Here is a 15,412-nt window from a genome sequence, read left to right as displayed (position 1 = left end):
TGCCGTGAAGTGTTTATGCTAGCCCTCCGACTCAGTGCCTACACCCTGACCAGCGCGCTTGGCGCGGGTCTCGCCCCCCACGCCGACGCCCTGCGCCGCCAGCGAGGCGGGATTGTCCGCAAACAGTGGGAAACCATCGATTTTGCCTTCTGCATGGGCGAAGTCGCGGGGCTCGACGCGACGGCAATCCGCAGCGACTTGGCCCGCTTCGATTGCCGCAACAACCGCTTGGCGCAATACGCATTGGAACAGGACGGTTTCGCCGAGCGCGTGCGCGAGGCGGTCGGCCGCTACGGCCCGGACCGCGTCGCCGTGCTGCTGGGCTCCAGCACCTCGGGCATTCTCAGCTCCGAAATCGCCTATCGCCATCGTGATCCGGCCAGCGGCCGGCTACCCGGCGATCATCGCTACCGTGAAACGCACAACGCCTATTCGGTGGCGGATTTCGTGCGCCACTACTTCGACCTGGCCGGCCCCGCCTGCGTCATCTCCACCGCCTGCTCGTCGAGCGCCAAGGTATTCGGCGCGGCGGAGCGCCTGATCGCCTTGGGGCTCGTCGACGCCGCCATCGTCGGCGGCGTCGACTCGCTGTGCCTCACCACGGTCTATGGCTTCTCGTCGCTGCAACTGGTGTCGCCCAATCCGTGCCGGCCCTTCGATGCGGACCGCGATGGCATCTCGATCGGCGAGGGTGCCGCCTACGCGCTGTTGGAGCGGCCGCACGACGCCCGCCCAGGCAGCATCCTGCTGACCGGCGTGGGCGAGACCAGCGACGCCTACCACATGTCCTCCCCCCATCCGGAAGGACTGGGCGCGCGCGCGGCCATGACCGCCGCGCTGCAATGCGCCGGCCTGACGGCGGGCGACATCGACTATATCAACCTGCACGGCACCGCCACGCCGAGCAATGACGCCGCCGAGGACGCCGCGGTCTCGGCCGTGTTCGGCACCCGCCTCCCCTGCAGCTCCACCAAAGGGCACACCGGCCACACGCTGGGCGCGGCCGGCGGCATCGAGGCGATCCTCTGCGCCATTGTGCTCGATGGCGGCTTTCTGCCGGGCGGCGTCGGCACCGAACACCTCGATCCGCGCCTGAAGAGCCATTATCTGTTGGCCACGGAAGAGCGGCCGTTGCGCCACGTGCTCAGCAATTCCTTCGGCTTCGGCGGCAGCAACTGCAGCCTGATTTTCTCGCGGGAGGCGGCATGAGCATGGACGCGATCTACCTGGACGGCATCAGTTTGCTGGGGCCGGGCCTGCCCGACTGGGAAGAGGCCGTTGCGATTCTCTGCGGCGACAAGCCGGCCGAGCTCGCCCCGGTGACCGTGACGGCGCCGGCATTGCTGCCCGCCACCGAGCGCCGCCGCGCCGGCACCTCGATCAAACTGTCGATGGCAGTCGGCCTCGCCGCGGCAGAAGCCGCCGGCATCGACCCGGGCGGCCTGGCCAACGTGTTCACATCCAGCGGCGGCGACTGTGAAAATTGCCACCATCTGCTCGACGCGCTGGCGTCGAGCGAGCGCATGATCTCGCCGACACGCTTTCATAATTCCGTGCATAACGCCGCCGCCGGCTACTGGAGTATCGCCACGCATTGCGAAGCGGCCTCCACCAGCCTCAGCGCCTATGACGCATCGTTCGGCGCCGGCCTGATCGAGGCCGCGGGCCAGGTGCTGACGAGCGGCGCGCCCTGCCTGCTCATCGCGTTCGACACCGCGTACCCCGAGCCGCTCTTTGCACTGCGCCCGGTGCCCTTTCCCTTCGGTGTCGGCTTGGTGCTCTCGCCCACGCGCGGCGCGCACAGCATGGCGACGCTCGGCCTATCGCTCACCCGTGATCCGGCCGACACCCTGAGTGAACCGCCGCTGGAGCAGCTGCGACGCGAGATTCCCACCGCCCGCGCCCTGCCGCTGCTGCAGCGCTTGGCAGGCGGCGGCGCCGGCCGCGTCGTGCTCGACTATCTCGACGACACGCGTCTGGCCATCGAGGTGGGCGGATGATCGGCCACGACGACATTGCCGCGCGCATTCCCCATCAGGGCGACATGTGCTTGCTGCAACAGGTGATCGAGTGGGATGCGGAGACCATCGTCTGCCAAGCCGACAGTCATCGACGCGGCGACAATCCGCTCATGGCGGACGGACGGATCGGCATCGCGAACGTCATCGAATACGCGGCGCAAGCCATGGCGATGCATGGCGCGTTGCGCGCCGGCACGGACGCGCCGCCCAAGGCGGGTTTTCTCGCCAGCGTGCGCGACGTGCGCTGGTACCGGCCGCGTCTGGACGACATCGGCGAGACGCTGATCATTCGCGCCACCCGGCTATCGGGCAACGGCGTCACCGTGCTGTACCAATTCGACATTCATGCCGGCGCGCCGTTGGCCAGCGGACGCATCAGCGCCGTGCTGGACGCCGACGCGCTCGCCGGCCCCACATCTTAAGCGAGTTTGTCACGATGAAACGCGCATTGATCACCGGCGGCAGCGGCGCTATCGGCGCCGCCATCTGCCGACGCCTGGCACGCGACGGCTTTCACGTCGTCATCCATACCCACCGGCAACGCGAAACGGCCGAGGCGCTGTGCGCCGAGCTGGTCAAAGCGGGGAACGCGGCCGAGGTGACGCAATTCGACGTCACCGATGCCGATGCCGCGCGCGCGGCGTTGGACGGACTACTGGAGCAAGGCCCGATCCAGGTTGTGGTCAACAACGCCGGCATTCATGACGACGCCGTCTTTCCGGGCCTGCGCCCCGAACAGTGGCACCGGGTCATCGACGTGTCGCTGCACGGCTTTTTCAACGTCACGCAGCCGCTGACGCTGCCGATGATTCGCACCCGCTGGGGACGCATCATCAATCTGACCTCGGTCGCCGCGCTGACCGGCAACCGCGGCCAAACCAACTACGCCGCGGCCAAGGGCGCGCTGCACAGCGCCACCAAATCGTTGGCGCTGGAATTGGCCAGCCGCGGCATCACCGTCAACGCCATCGCGCCGGGCATCATCGAATCGGAAATGAGCAAGGATACCTTCGACGCCGAAGCGATCGCGCGCCTGGTGCCGATGAAGCGGGCGGGAAAACCGGAGGAAGTGGCGGGGCTCGTGGCCTATCTGGCCTCGGAGGAAGCCGGTTATATCACCGGCCAAATCCTGTCGATCAACGGCGGGATGGTCTAGGGTCTGGCGCCGCGCGCGTCTGTGGCGCACTGCCTTCGGCGAGTGCGCCCTACGCGAGCGCATCAGGAGTCGTAGGGCGCAATCGCCGCGCAACGCGCGGCATTGCGCCAACGCCGCTAGCCGGCGAACACCTGTTCGCTCGGCACGTAGGCAAGGGAAAACTCCACCCTGGCCGCCTCGCTGTCGCCGACCGTGATTTGCGCATTCACCTGCACCAGCGCCGGCGCCAATTGCCGGCACTGGATCGCGAACGCCACGTCGGTCTCGGGCCGCACCGCGGCCTTGAACCAGCCGTTGCGCACGCCGGCCAGCACGCCCACCGACGCCGCCGGCAAGGTTTTGACGTAAGGATCGCCCACCAGCAGGCCGGCCCCGGCCAGTTGCGCCGCAGCCTCGATCAACATGACCCCCGGCACCACCGGCATGCCCGGGAAATGCCCGCGAATCAGCGGATTGTCTCCAGACCAGCGCGCCACCCCGGAAAAGTGGTGGGGCCCGTCAATGGTCAGCCGCTGACAAAAGAAGATATCGCCGCGGTGCGGCAGCACCGCCTCGATGTCCGAACGCGTCAGCGCGATGGGATAGCGGTAGCCGGCGTCGTCAGTCATGGCGACGCGCCACCAGCGACACGTTGCTGCCGCCGAAAGCAAAGGAATTGGACATGATGGCGGAGACCTCGCAGTCATGGCGCGCGGTGCGCGGCACGAAATCCAGGTCGCAACGCGGATCCGGTTCGTCCAACGTGGCGGTCGGCGGCAGGGCGCCCGCATTCATCGCCATCACGCTCAGCACGAACTCGAGAATGCCGCTCGCACCGATCAAATGGCCATGCATCGACTTGGTGGAGCTGACCGCCAGCCGTTCGGCGGCGGCGCCGAACGCCGCGCGGATCGATGCCGTCTCGACCACGTCGCCCGCTTCGGTGGCGGTGCCATGGGCATTCAGATACTGAATATCCCCTGGTTCGAGCCCCGCTTGCGCCAAAGCCTGGCGCATGGCGGTCACTTGCTCCTCGCTCGACGGCGCCGTCAGATGCGACGCATCGCTGCTGCAGCCATAACCGCAGACCTCGCCCAGCGCCGCCTGCGCCCGGGAGCGCGCGCGCGTCTCGCTCTCCAGCACGATGGCCGCCGCGCCCTCACCCAACACAAAGCCGCTGCGCCCCTTGGCGAAAGGCCGGCAACTACGCGACACATCGTCGGCGTCGGGCTTGGCCATCACGCGCAGCGCATTCCAGGCCAGCATGGCGCCCGGCGTCAGCATGGCCTCGGCGCCGATTACCACGGCCGCGTCGAGGTAACCGTCGCGGATGGCGCGGAACGCCTCGCCGATCGCCACGGCGGAGGACGCGCAGGCAACCGAATAGGTATAGCTGGGTCCGTGCAGGCCATACTGCATCGATACCGCCGCCGCGGCCGCGTTGGCCATCATGCGCGGCACCGACAGCGGGTGCATCACGGCCGGGTTGCCGTTGTCGCGCAAGGTTTGCTGCAAGCGCGCATACAACGCGTCGACCGTCTGTGCGCCGCCAAAACCGATGCCGACATAAACGCCGATACGGCGCGCATCGTCGGGATGGGCGGCGATGCCGGCATCGCAGAGGGCCTCGTTGGCCGCCACCAGCGCAAACTGCGTTGCCCGGTCGAGTCCGGCGCAACGAGGATCCAGCAAAGAGGAAGGTTCGGCGGCGGCCGGCGCGGTCAGCACCTGAGGCAGCCATTGGGCGATATCCGGCGCCGCGCGCCCGATGGCGCACCGCCCCGCCAGCGCGGCGGCAAACGACTGCCGCCGATCAGCGCCGAGCGGACTGATGGCGCCCATGCCGGTAATCAGAACGTTGGTCAATGCGAGGTCGCCTGTAGGTCGAACGCAGGCAGCTCGCCATTGTTGTGTTCTCGAATCGCTTGTTCGATATCCGCCAGCATGGCGGAAAAATGCATCTGCGCGTAACGCATCGGATCGGGAAGTTGAAATCCACAACGGTCTTCAATTTCGAACAGCATTTCCACCATATCGAGCGAATCCAGCTTCAGCTCGGAAACCAGCAGATCGGGATTGTCGAATAAGGCCGGATCTTTGCCTTTATTGTCGATCAAATAGCTTTTAACGATATCTTCTAGCATGTAGATTCCAGCGTGCGAACAGGGCTTATAACAATTTAAGGGATTATAAAGTAAAACCGTGCAAAAATGGTCGACAATGGCCTTTTTATAGGTTCGTAAAATGCGCATCGCCGCCCGCGATTAAATCGCGCGGCACAACATCGGCCCGATCCCTTATCATAGTGTCCATCGCCAGCGCCTATCGGCCAGGCAATGACTATTTGATACCGCATGGCCATACTGCATTACATACATCGTCTCCATCAGATTCTGCTCTTCTACACGCTGCTGCTTTGGCTGGGATCGATGTTGCTTCTCGGCAACGTACTGGCTCTGCCGTTATTCGCCGCGCCGCGCGCGTTGCGAGAGCCGCTGGTCCAAGGCGGCATCAGCCTCATCTGCCGCGTCTTTCTCGAGGGCGCCCAGGCCTGCGGCATCATGCGGCTGGATCTGCAGGCGCTTGACGCGCTCAATGGCCGCGGGCGTCTGCTGCTCGTACCCAACCATCCCAGCATGATCGACGCGTTTCTCGTGCTCTCGCGTGTGCGCCGCGCCATCTGCCTGATGAAAGCCAGCATCGGCGGCAATCTGTTTCTCGGCGCCGGCGCGCGGCTGGCCGGCTACGTCTCCAACCGTCACCCGGGGTTGATGTTTCGACAGGCCATCGACCGTGTGGAGAAAGGCAATCTGTTGATGATCTTTCCCGAGGGCACACGCACCGTCAGGCTGCCGGTCAACGATTTTCAAGGCTCCGCGGCGCTGATCGCCAAAAAGGCCGGCGCGCCGCTGCAAACCGTTTTGATTACCACCAACTCGGCGTATTTGAGCAAAGGGTGGAAAATATGGCGCCCCCCGGCATTTCCGATGATTTACCGCGCCGTGCCCGGCGAAGTGTTCGACGCGGATGACAACCTGGAAATCACCTCGGCGAAACTGCAGCGTTATTTTGAATCGGCCGTGCCGCGCCCGATCGATCCCGCCATGAAGCTTTAGGGACCCTTGACCGCCCGCTGGAGAATCGGCTATGTTCCAGCGGGTTTATCCATTACCGCCCGGATCATCGCGCCGGGCCGCTTAATCCAAGGCAGCATGAACAACCCGTCGTCGTCCCATTTGGTTTTGATCCCCAGCTACAACCCCGGACCCAAGGTGCTCGACACCGTCCGCGCCGCGCGCGCGCAATGGCAGCCGGTCTGGGTCGTCGTCGACGGTAGCACCGACGGCTCGGAGCAGGCCTTGCGCGAAATGGCGCGCCAAGATGCGGGACTGCGGGTACTGGCCCTGCCGGAAAACAGCGGCAAAGGCGCCGCGGTGCTGTTCGGCCTCGACCAGGCGCAGAGCGAGGGCTTCAGCCATGTGCTGTGCATGGATGCCGACGGCCAGCACCCGGCCGATCACATTCCCGATTTCATGACCTGCTCGCGCGACGCGCCCGACGCCATGGTGCTTGGCGTGCCGGTGTTCGATGCCAGCGCGCCGTCGCTACGCGTCAAAGGGCGCAAGATCTCCAACTGGTGGGCCAATCTGGAAACGCTCGGCATGGGCATCGGCGACTCGCTGTTCGGTTTTCGCGTCTACCCGATCGCCCCGTTGCGGCGCATCATGCGCCGGCAGCGCTGGATGCGCCGTTTCGACTTCGATCCGGAAGCGGTGGTGCGCCTGTGCTGGGCTGGCGTGAGGCCGATCAACCTGTCCGCGCCGGTCAAGTACTTTCAACCCGGCGAAGGCGGGGTATCCCACTTCAACTACTGGCGCGACAACCGGCTATTGACCTGGATGCACATTCGCTTGATGACGGGATTCGTGCTACGCCTGCCGCTACTGTTGTGGCAACGGCGCGCCATGGCTTCCGGCGGAAAGCGCTGAGCCATGTCGGCACCGGCCATGATCGCCCACCTGCTGCTGGAACGGCTGACACGCCATTGCCTGCCGCGCACGCCCGAGGACCAGGGTGTGATGGAGGCCGCGGAGCAAGTCGCCGCCTTTGCCGACAGCGGCCGCGAACAAGGCATTCTGGCCTACATCTATCTGTTTCACGCCGCCCTGTCGCTGCCGGTGATCCGCAGCGGCGACCGCGTGCTGGACTTGGCTTGCGGCCCGGCCAACCAACTGGCGCAGATCGCGCGGCTCAACCGCGACTGCCAGTTCGTCGGCGTCGACGCCTCCCAGCGCATGCTGGGCCTGGCGCGGGACACGCTGGCGCGGGAAAACCTCGACAATGTCACATTGCGCCATGGCGACGTCACCTGTCTCAACGATCTGGCGGCGGCGAGCTTCGACGCCGTGCTATGCACGATGTCGCTGCACCATTTGAACGACGTCGGCGCGTTGACGCGCGCGCTCGCTGAAGTCCGCCGCGTACTGAAACCGGACGGCGGACTGTTCCTGGCCGACTTCGGCCGCCTCAAGCGCGCGGCGACCCAGCGGTTTTTCGCCTACGACCGCGCCGACATGCAGTCCGCGCCGTTCACGCTGGATTTTCTTCACTCGATGCGCGCGGCCTTCAGCTTCGAAGAACTGCAAAACGCGCTGACCGACAGCCGACTCGATGCGCACGGTTACCACACCGCGCTCGCACCCTTCATGATGATTTTCCGCAGCGCAAGCCGGCGCGAGCTGGACCCGCCGCTCGTGCAACGGGTCCAAGCCGCCTTTCGCCAGCTCGATCGCGGGCTGCAGCGCGATTTCGATAATCTGGCGCGCTGGTTTGGACTTGGCGGCCTGCCTTTACCCTGCCCTATTCGCTAATCGCCGCGTCTGCCGGCGCCTTGCCCGATGCCAGCCCGTCCGCGTCGCCGGCGCGCACCGACAACAGGAACAACCCCAGCGCCACGACCAGCGTCAAGGCCAGCTGAACCTGCGTGCCGCCGGCAATGGCGACAAAGCAGAACAACATGCCGAGTATCGCCGCGGCGGTCAGCAGCGGGCCTTTCTTTTCCTGGCGCTTGAGCAGATAGAGGATCGAATAGAAATACGGGAACAGGACGAACAGCGACGCCAGCGTCGCCGTGGCGCCGAAGATCGATACCAGATCCTGCTTGAGCACGATGGCCACGATCATCGCGGCGGTCATGACCGCCGCCTCGACGACGATGCCCTTGACCGGCACGCCACGCGCGTTGGTTTCGGCAAACAGCTTCGGCAGCGTGCCGTCGGCGCCGGCGCGCGCGGCGGCTTCGGCGACGATGAAAATCCACGAACACAGCGATGCGAAGCACAACACCGACTCGGCCGCGGCGACCAACGGACCAAGCTTGGGCGAGAACAGCGTGCTCACCGCCAGAACCCAGGGCGCCGGCGTATTGCCCAGCACCTTCATCGTGAATAGCCCGCCCACGACCGTGCAGGAGAGGAAGTAAGCCAAGCAGACCAGACCGACGCCCAGCATGGTGGCCAACGGCACGGTGCGGCTCGGATTCCTGACCAGACCACTGTTCACGCTCGCGGTTTCGACGCCGAGGAAACTCCATAGGCAAACCAGAATGCCGGAGAAAATCGCGCTCAAGGCGCCGGAACCGGACACGTTCCAGTTCTGGGCAAACAGCGCGGGACTGAACGCGGTCCAGCCGTAGGTGCCGACCGACACGATCTGCAGGGCGATCATGATCACCCCGAGCGTGGCCAGCCGCGCCACCCAGCCTATCCCCATCATGGCGATGAGCGCCAAAATCCACGTCTCGACGATAATGCTGATCGACGACACCAGCGGATCCTGCAGCACAGGGAACAGCATGCTGAAATAGGCAATCGACGTCGCCGCCACCGCCAAGTTGCCGGTCAAATTCGCCAACACGTAGAAGATCTGCGTTTGCCGCCCCAGCACCGGCGACACCTTCGAGGCGTAGGCCACGACCCCGCCCTCGGCCGGATCGACAATGGCCAGACGGGAAAACACCAGGGCCAGCGATACGGCGCCTACGATGGCGATCAGCCAACTCAACGTGCCGATGGTGCCGATCGACGCCATATAGGCCGGCACCATGGAAATGCCCGACCCCAGCATATTGGCCATGACCAAGAAAGTCGCTAGACCAACGCCAATTTTATAGTCTGATTTCATACTTAACCTCATTGCGAAGTGATGTGCAAAAAACGATTGGCCATCTATGTGGCCTGATTTAAAAAATCGCAGGCGATAAAATCCCCTGGCGATGACGCCATATAAAAACAAAACGGTCAGCGCATTTGAATGCGGGCAAAAAAACGGCTAACGGCCAATTATGCTGATGGGGGTAGAAAGCACACGGCGCGCGGCATGCGCGCGGGCTTCACCAAGAGAAAGCGGTATTTTGCGAAAAACAATGATGCGATGAGATCGAAAAAACAGCGATCCATCAACCGGCACGGGGGTAGTAAAACAATGCGAGGTTGTTTTCAAATAACCAACTTCCTCGCAGAAAATACTATATCAGCCATTCATTGATGACAAGGCCATGAAAAAAGGCGTTCCTGGAGAATATCTTATCCGGAAAACTGGAAGATATTGGCAGTCATGGTCTTTTGCCTCATTGTTTTTTTGTCAGACAAAACGATTGCTATTATCGCGAAGCAACGCACGCCACACCAAACACCACGGCCGTTAATCCGGCAAAGCGATACCGCAATAGTGCGCGCACAGGGCAATCAACCGGTCTTGCAGATCGGACCGCCGCGCCTCGGGATTGGCATCTTGCTGTTGCAGATGATAGAAGTACTTGCCCGACACGCACGCGGCCGCCTCGTCGCTGACCGCGAGCCACGCCTGGGTGCGACACCCCAGATCCAGATCGTCCGGCGCCGACAGCCCGCCCATGCGCGTCGGCACCCAGCCCGGATCCACCGCATTGGCCTGCACCGCCGGCCAATGCCGGGCAATGGCGAAAGCCAGCAGCGCGTCGTGCAACTTGCTCTCCGCGTAAGCTTCCGCCCCCTCCCAGCGGCGCCGGGTCCACAACGTGTCGTCAAGATGGGCGCTCACGCCGAGATGCATACCCGAACTGAGATATACCAGCCGTTTGGGCCGGTCGATCAGCGCGGTCAGCACATAGGGCGCCATGACGTTGACGGCGAACAACAGCGGCCATCCGTCCGCCGTTTCCACCCGCCGCGGTTCGAGATAGCCGACGCCGACGTTGTGAATCACCGCATCGAACACACCCATGCGGTTGACCTGCTCCGCCACCGCGCGCATCTGCGCGAGGCTCGACAGATCCCCGATCGTCACCGCCGCCCCGGCGGGCAACCGCTCCGCCATCTCGTCCGCGCGCGCCGCGTTGCGCGCATGCCAGACCACCTCATGGCCTTGCGACAGCAATAACTCGCCCGCCAGCCGCCCCAACCCATCGCTCGATCCGGTAATGAAAACGCGCGCCATTGGCGTCACCTCCTTCGCTCACAGCATAGCCGAAGCCCTCAGCGCAAGGCGGTGAAAAATAGCGCTTGCAATAATATCGCACGCGATATATATTGGCGTCATGAAGAACGAAACGCCGACCGGCGGCCCGCGCCGCGATGATCTGAAACTCAGTGCCCAGCTATGCTTTGCGCTGTACTCGACGCTGCTGGGCGTCAATAAGGTCTATCGCAAAGCGCTGAAGCCGCTGGACCTCACCTACCCGCAGTATCTGGTCATGCTGGTGCTGTGGGAGCGGGACGACGTCAACGTGTCGGACATCTGCGCCCAGCTGTACCTCGAAACCACGACGCTGACGCCGCTGTTGAAACGGCTGGAAGCGCGCGGGCTGCTGCAGCGCCAACGCTACGCCGGCGACGAGCGGCAGGTGCGGGTGACGCTGACCGAGGCCGGCAAGGCATTGCGGGCGCAGGCCGAGCCGATTCCGATGTGTGTCGCCCAGGCGCTCGGCTGTTCATTGGACGAGATCGTCACGCTGCGCGACCAGTTGAAGGGCTTGCGCGCCAACTTGTTCAACGCGGACTGAGCGATGAATTCAACCCAGCAAATGTTGTCTTAACATTTATATCGTACACGATAAAATATCAAACGATATAAATTAAACACCCCAAAGGAGAACGCCATGTCGATCGAAAAAGTACTGTACCGCACCACCGTTGCCACCACCGGCGGCCGTGACGGCCGCGCCGTCGCGCTGGACGGCAGTTTGGACGTCAAACTGAGCACCCCGCGCGAGCTGGGCGGCGCAGGCGGCCCGGGCAACAATCCCGAACAGCTGTTCGCCGCCGGTTACAGCGCCTGCTTCATCGGCGCGATGAAGTTCGTCGCCGCGCGCGACAAACTGTCGATCCCGGCCGACGTCAGTGTCGAAGCCACCGTCGGCATCGGCCCCATCCCGGCCGGTTTCGGCATCGAGGTCGACCTCAATATCTCGCTGCCGGGCCTGGCGCGCGACGCGGCGCAGCAACTGGTCGACCGCGCCCATCAGGTCTGCCCCTACTCCAACGCCACGCGCAACAACATCGACGTGCGCCTGCATCTAGTCTGAATCGCCCGCTGCAACACAAAGCCCCGATAGCACATCGGGGCTTTTTCAACATACAATTTAACGCCTTCCAAACCGGCCATCCCTAGGGGCCCTGACGCATGCTCGCCAAACAACGCCAACAATACATCTTGTCGCAAGTGGCCAAAACCGGCGCGCTGTCGGTGGCGGACCTCGTACTGCAGTTGAAGGTCTCGCGCGAAACCATCCGTCGCGACCTGTTGTCGCTTTCCGAGCGCGGCCTGATCGTCACCACCCATGGCGGCGCGCTATCCAGCGAGCGTCAGGAGCCCGACCTCAAAACGCGCGAAAGCGCCAATGCCGACGCCAAGCAGGCGATCGGCCGGCGCGCGGCCGCGCTGGTGCCGGACGGCGCCTCGCTCGTCATCGATTCCGGCAGCACCACCCACGCCGTGGCGCAGGCGCTCGCCGACCGGCACAAGCTCACCGTCTATACCAACGACTGGCGTATCGCGCTGTTGCTCGGCCGCCGCAACGGCAACCGCGTGACCTTGCTCGGCGGCGAACTGTCGGATACGGAAGACGCGGCCTTCGGGCTCGACACGATGCAGCAGCTCGCTCAGTACCGCGTCGACTTCGCCTTTGTCGGCGCCTGCGGCATCACGCCAGACGCGTATTTGACCGACTACACCCGCCTGGTTGCCGAAGTGCGCAGCCGCATGCTCGCCACCGCCAACCTCGCCATCGTGGTGGCCGACCAGTCGAAATTCGGCCGCGTCACCCCGGTGCGCATCAACGGTTTCGAGCAAGCGCGCTACCTGATCACCGAAAGCGCGCCGGCGCCGGACATCGCGCAAGCGATTGCGGCGCGCGGCCCGGAAATCCTACTGCCCTAGCATTTTCCCGTTGCGTAGGGCGCAATCGCCGCGCAACGCGCGGCATTGCGCCAAACACCCGACGACAGACCCTAGACCCGCCAGCCGAGCGAGTCGATCGCGCGGCCGATGGCGGCAACGACGTTGTGGATTTCATTGACGTCGATCGCGCCGATACAGCCGACCCGAAAGGTCTCGCCCCGGGTCAGCTTGCCGGGGTAGAGCACGTAGCCTTCGGCGCGCACCGCCTGGTAAAACGCGTCGAACTGCCAAGCCGGATCGCGCGGCGCGTGGAAGGTCACGATCGCCGGCGCCTGATGTTCCGGCGGCAAAAACGGCACGAACCCCAAGCGCCGCATTTCTCGCACCAGCACGGCGCAATGCTGCTCATAGCGCGCGCCGCGCGCCGGCTGACCGCCTTCGGCCTGAAACTGATCCAACGCCGCGCGCAATGCCGCCACCACGTGGGTCGGCGGCGTAAAACGCCAGCGCGTGGTCTCGCGCATGTATTGGTATTGATCGTACAGATCGAGCGCCAGCGAACGCGCGCGTCCCCCGCTCGCTTCGAGCAGCGCGCGGCGCACGATGACAAAGCCGAGGCCCGGCACGCCTTCGAGACACTTGCCGCTGGCGGAAACCAGCGCATCGATGCCGCCAAGGCGCAAATCGATCGGCAAGGCGCCGAACGAACTCATCGCGTCGACGATCAAACGCTTGCCCTGACGCAGGCAGACGGCGGCAATCTGGTCGAGCGGATTGAGCAGCCCCGCGCTGGTCTCCAGGTGCACGAGGCCGACATGGGTGATGCGCGCCTCGCGCGCAAAGGCCGCTTCGATCATGTCGGCGCTCACCGGCTGGTCCTCGGCCAACGGCAACGCCACATGGGCGATGCCCAGCCGCTCAAGAATACGAAGCATGCGTTCGCAGTAGGCGCCATTGTTGGCCACCAGCACGCAGGCATCCGCCGGCACCAGGCTGCCGAGCGCCGCCTCGACCGCGAAGGTGCCGCTGCCCTGCATCGGCACGCAGACGTACGCTTGCCCGCCATGAACGATATCCACCAGATCGGCGCACACCGATTGCGTGATGCGATTGAACGCCGCATCCCACGAGCCCCAGTCGCGCAGCATCGCCTGCCGAGTGGCCGGCGAGGTCGTCAAGGGTCCCGGGGTCAGTAAAACCGGATCGTTTCCTAAGATCACAACGCCTCCTCCTATGAAGTCCCGCTCGCCGGTCACTGTGACCGGCAAGTTGCAGTTTATTGGCAAATTGTGTCATTTTTTGGAAATTTTGCCATCGGTCATTTGTTTGTCACGAAAAACTGCAAATCTCTACGGGCCCACCAGCCAGCCCGGCCCCAAAGCGCGCGGCAACGCGCGCCGGTGCGCATCAACCGCGAACTGTTCAACAGCCATTTGATGGCTTAGCCCTTGGAGAATGCGACATGACTCGGACTCATCTTCGCCCCGGCGCGCCCTCGCGCATCGCTCGCAAATTGCTGCCGGCCCTGGCCGTGGCATCGGCCCTGACCTGTCTGGCCCAATCGGCCCAGGCCGCCGACGTAGTGTTGTACACCGCGGACGGTCTGGAAAATTTCTATAAGGACGTACTGCCCGCGTTCGAACAGAAGGAAGGCGTCAAGGTCAACATCGTCACCGCCGGCAGCGGCGAGGTGGTCAACCGCGCCAATATCGAGAAGGACTCGCCCAAGGCCGACGTCATCGTCACGCTGCCGCCGTTCATCCAGCAAGCCGGCCAAAACGGCCTGCTGCAAGCCTATCGCAGCCCCAACTATCAGCACGTGCCGGCCATCGCCAAAGCCGCCGACGGCTCGTGGGCAACCTTCGTCAACAACTATTTCTCCTTCGCCATCAATCCGGCCGAAGTGAAAACACCGCCCAAAACCTTCGCCGACCTGCTGCGGCCGGAATATAGCGGCAAGGTGGCCTACTCCAACCCGGCGACCGCCGGCGACGGCATGGCGGTCGTCATCCTGACCACCGCGCTCATGGGCGAAAACCAGGCCTTCAGCTACCTGCAGAAGCTGGAGCAAAACGCCAAGTTCCACACCAAGGGAACCGGCTATCTGGACGTGCTGCTGTCGCGCAATGAAATTGCCGTGGCCAACGGCGACCTGCAAATGGACCTCGACGACGCAGCCAATGGCGGCCTGTCGCTCAAGCCGGTGTTTCTCGCCGCGCGCGCCGGCGGCCAGCCGACGACCTTCCAACTGCCGTACGCCATCGGCCTGATCAAGAATTCGCCCAACGCGGCCGAGGGCAAGAAGCTGATCGACTACCTGATGTCGACCCCGGTGCAGTCCAAGGTGCCGGACGTGTTCGGCATTCCGGGCCGCACTGACGTCGCGTTGACCGGGAAAAACGGCGCGATCGTCAAGCAGGCGATTGCCGGCGTCAAGGTGATCCCGGTGAACTGGACTCAGGTCATGGCCAATAAAGCCGCCTGGACGGCGCGCTGGAAGAGCGAGGTCATCGGCAGCTCCGACAAACCGACCGAGCTGGTCAAGCCGGCGCAATAAGCCTCTCTTTCCGACTCACACAGGAGAATGGACGGTGGACACGGCCAGCCTCACGTATCAAGCAGTGTCCGACGCCGCGGCTTTAACGCAAGATGCCGTCGCGCCGGGAACCGCCAGCGGTGTGCGTATCGAGCATTTGACCGTGCGCTTCGGCGCGCGCACGGTGCTCGACGATTTGTCTCTGACCATTGAACGAGGCGAACTGCTGACGGTTCTCGGCCGCAGCGGCTGCGGCAAGACCACGCTGCTGCGTTTCATCGCCGGCTTTCTCAAAGCCGACGCGCTCGCCGGCACGCTGACGGTCGGCGGCCGCGACATCAC

Annotated in this window: 18 protein-coding genes; 12 read left to right on the top strand and 6 right to left on the bottom strand. The window is 64.2% G+C overall.

From position 1 onward, the window contains the following. Window positions 1-15 precede the first annotated feature (15 nt). From JOZ06_RS20290 to fabG, 4 genes are read left to right on the top strand one after another with little or no spacing between them, the layout of a single operon-like run. Entirely contained in the window at window positions 16-1,209 is a 1,194-nt protein-coding gene (locus JOZ06_RS20290) for a beta-ketoacyl-[acyl-carrier-protein] synthase family protein (protein ID WP_293235824.1), read from the top strand. Then, a complete protein-coding gene (locus JOZ06_RS20285; RefSeq protein ID WP_293235822.1) occupies window positions 1,206-2,000 on the top strand; it encodes a beta-ketoacyl synthase chain length factor in 795 nt (264 codons plus the stop codon). The genes JOZ06_RS20290 and JOZ06_RS20285 overlap by 4 nt, the downstream gene beginning before the upstream one ends. Continuing rightward, window positions 1,997-2,443, top strand: coding sequence for a 3-hydroxylacyl-ACP dehydratase (locus JOZ06_RS20280; RefSeq protein ID WP_293235820.1), 447 nt, complete (start codon window positions 1,997-1,999; stop codon window positions 2,441-2,443). The genes JOZ06_RS20285 and JOZ06_RS20280 overlap by 4 nt, the downstream gene beginning before the upstream one ends. Before the next feature lie 14 nt (window positions 2,444-2,457). Further along, window positions 2,458-3,177: a 3-oxoacyl-ACP reductase FabG gene (fabG, locus tag JOZ06_RS20275; protein WP_293235818.1), complete on the top strand. Its 720-nt coding sequence runs from the start codon at window positions 2,458-2,460 to the stop codon at window positions 3,175-3,177. Window positions 3,178-3,293: 116 nt separating this feature from the next. Here the strand turns inward: fabG and JOZ06_RS20270 are convergent, their stop codons facing one another. The 3 genes from JOZ06_RS20270 to JOZ06_RS20260 are packed head-to-tail and all read right to left on the bottom strand — an operon-like array spanning window position 3,294 to window position 5,300. Next, the gene (locus tag JOZ06_RS20270; RefSeq protein ID WP_293235816.1) at window positions 3,294-3,785 is read right to left on the bottom strand and encodes a 3-hydroxyacyl-ACP dehydratase; all 492 of its coding nucleotides are present in this window, start codon (window positions 3,783-3,785) and stop codon (window positions 3,294-3,296) included. Beyond that, window positions 3,778-5,022 carry a beta-ketoacyl-[acyl-carrier-protein] synthase family protein gene (locus JOZ06_RS20265; protein ID WP_293235814.1) on the bottom strand — a complete coding sequence of 415 codons (1,245 nt, stop codon included), beginning with the start codon at window positions 5,020-5,022 and terminating at the stop codon, window positions 3,778-3,780. The genes JOZ06_RS20270 and JOZ06_RS20265 overlap by 8 nt, the downstream gene beginning before the upstream one ends. After that, a complete protein-coding gene (locus JOZ06_RS20260; RefSeq protein ID WP_293235812.1) occupies window positions 5,019-5,300 on the bottom strand; it encodes an acyl carrier protein in 282 nt (93 codons plus the stop codon). The genes JOZ06_RS20265 and JOZ06_RS20260 overlap by 4 nt, the downstream gene beginning before the upstream one ends. Window positions 5,301-5,510: 210 nt before the next feature. On the opposite strand from JOZ06_RS20260, the gene JOZ06_RS20255 reads away from it, so the two are divergent. The 3 genes from JOZ06_RS20255 (at window position 5,511) to JOZ06_RS20245 (ending at window position 8,027) form a co-directional block, all read left to right on the top strand. Then, the gene (locus tag JOZ06_RS20255; protein ID WP_293235810.1) at window positions 5,511-6,272 is read left to right on the top strand and encodes a lysophospholipid acyltransferase family protein; all 762 of its coding nucleotides are present in this window, start codon (window positions 5,511-5,513) and stop codon (window positions 6,270-6,272) included. Window positions 6,273-6,368: 96 nt separating this feature from the next. Beyond that, window positions 6,369-7,145 carry a glycosyltransferase family 2 protein gene (locus JOZ06_RS20250; protein WP_293235808.1) on the top strand — a complete coding sequence of 259 codons (777 nt, stop codon included), beginning with the start codon at window positions 6,369-6,371 and terminating at the stop codon, window positions 7,143-7,145. Between the two features lie 3 nt (window positions 7,146-7,148). Next, entirely contained in the window at window positions 7,149-8,027 is an 879-nt protein-coding gene (locus JOZ06_RS20245) for a class I SAM-dependent methyltransferase (protein ID WP_293235806.1), read from the top strand. On the opposite strand, the gene JOZ06_RS20240 is transcribed toward JOZ06_RS20245, so the two are convergent. Together JOZ06_RS20240 and JOZ06_RS20235 are read right to left on the bottom strand one after the other, a co-directional pair. Then, window positions 8,017-9,339, bottom strand: a complete 1,323-nt coding sequence (locus JOZ06_RS20240) for an amino acid permease (protein ID WP_293235804.1) — start codon at window positions 9,337-9,339, stop codon at window positions 8,017-8,019. The genes JOZ06_RS20245 and JOZ06_RS20240 overlap by 11 nt on opposite strands. Window positions 9,340-9,858: 519 nt before the next feature. Further along, the gene (locus JOZ06_RS20235; RefSeq protein WP_293235802.1) at window positions 9,859-10,632 is read right to left on the bottom strand and encodes an SDR family NAD(P)-dependent oxidoreductase; all 774 of its coding nucleotides are present in this window, start codon (window positions 10,630-10,632) and stop codon (window positions 9,859-9,861) included. 100 nt (window positions 10,633-10,732) lie between these two features. On the opposite strand from JOZ06_RS20235, the gene JOZ06_RS20230 reads away from it, so the two are divergent. The 3 genes from JOZ06_RS20230 to JOZ06_RS20220 all read left to right on the top strand — a co-directional run bounded on the left by JOZ06_RS20230 (window position 10,733) and on the right by JOZ06_RS20220 (window position 12,573). Beyond that, a complete protein-coding gene (locus JOZ06_RS20230) occupies window positions 10,733-11,197 on the top strand; it encodes a MarR family transcriptional regulator (RefSeq protein WP_293235800.1) in 465 nt (154 codons plus the stop codon). 96 nt (window positions 11,198-11,293) lie between these two features. After that, entirely contained in the window at window positions 11,294-11,719 is a 426-nt protein-coding gene (locus JOZ06_RS20225; protein WP_293235798.1) for an organic hydroperoxide resistance protein, read from the top strand. A gap of 98 nt (window positions 11,720-11,817) precedes the next feature. Further along, window positions 11,818-12,573, top strand: coding sequence for a DeoR/GlpR family DNA-binding transcription regulator (locus JOZ06_RS20220; RefSeq protein WP_293235796.1), 756 nt, complete (start codon window positions 11,818-11,820; stop codon window positions 12,571-12,573). Window positions 12,574-12,644: 71 nt separating this feature from the next. Here JOZ06_RS20220 and JOZ06_RS20215 read toward each other — a convergent pair whose 3' ends face one another. Further along, complete coding sequence (locus JOZ06_RS20215) at window positions 12,645-13,754, bottom strand: 2-aminoethylphosphonate--pyruvate transaminase (protein WP_293235794.1); 1,110 nt, start codon at window positions 13,752-13,754, stop codon at window positions 12,645-12,647. A gap of 242 nt (window positions 13,755-13,996) precedes the next feature. Between JOZ06_RS20215 and phnS the strand changes: the two genes are divergently transcribed. Next, window positions 13,997-15,091 carry a 2-aminoethylphosphonate ABC transporter substrate-binding protein gene (gene phnS / locus JOZ06_RS20210; RefSeq protein WP_293235792.1) on the top strand — a complete coding sequence of 365 codons (1,095 nt, stop codon included), beginning with the start codon at window positions 13,997-13,999 and terminating at the stop codon, window positions 15,089-15,091. A 34-nt stretch (window positions 15,092-15,125) separates the two neighbouring features. Continuing rightward, window positions 15,126-15,412 (top strand): ATP-binding cassette domain-containing protein (locus tag JOZ06_RS20205; RefSeq protein WP_293235790.1); only part of this gene is annotated, 287 nt, incomplete at its 3' end.

The sequence above is a fragment of the Paludibacterium sp. genome (genome assembly GCF_019232825.1).
In the GTDB taxonomy this organism is placed as follows: domain Bacteria; phylum Pseudomonadota; class Gammaproteobacteria; order Burkholderiales; family Chromobacteriaceae; genus Paludibacterium.
This window is presented reverse-complemented; position numbering and strand designations above follow the sequence as displayed.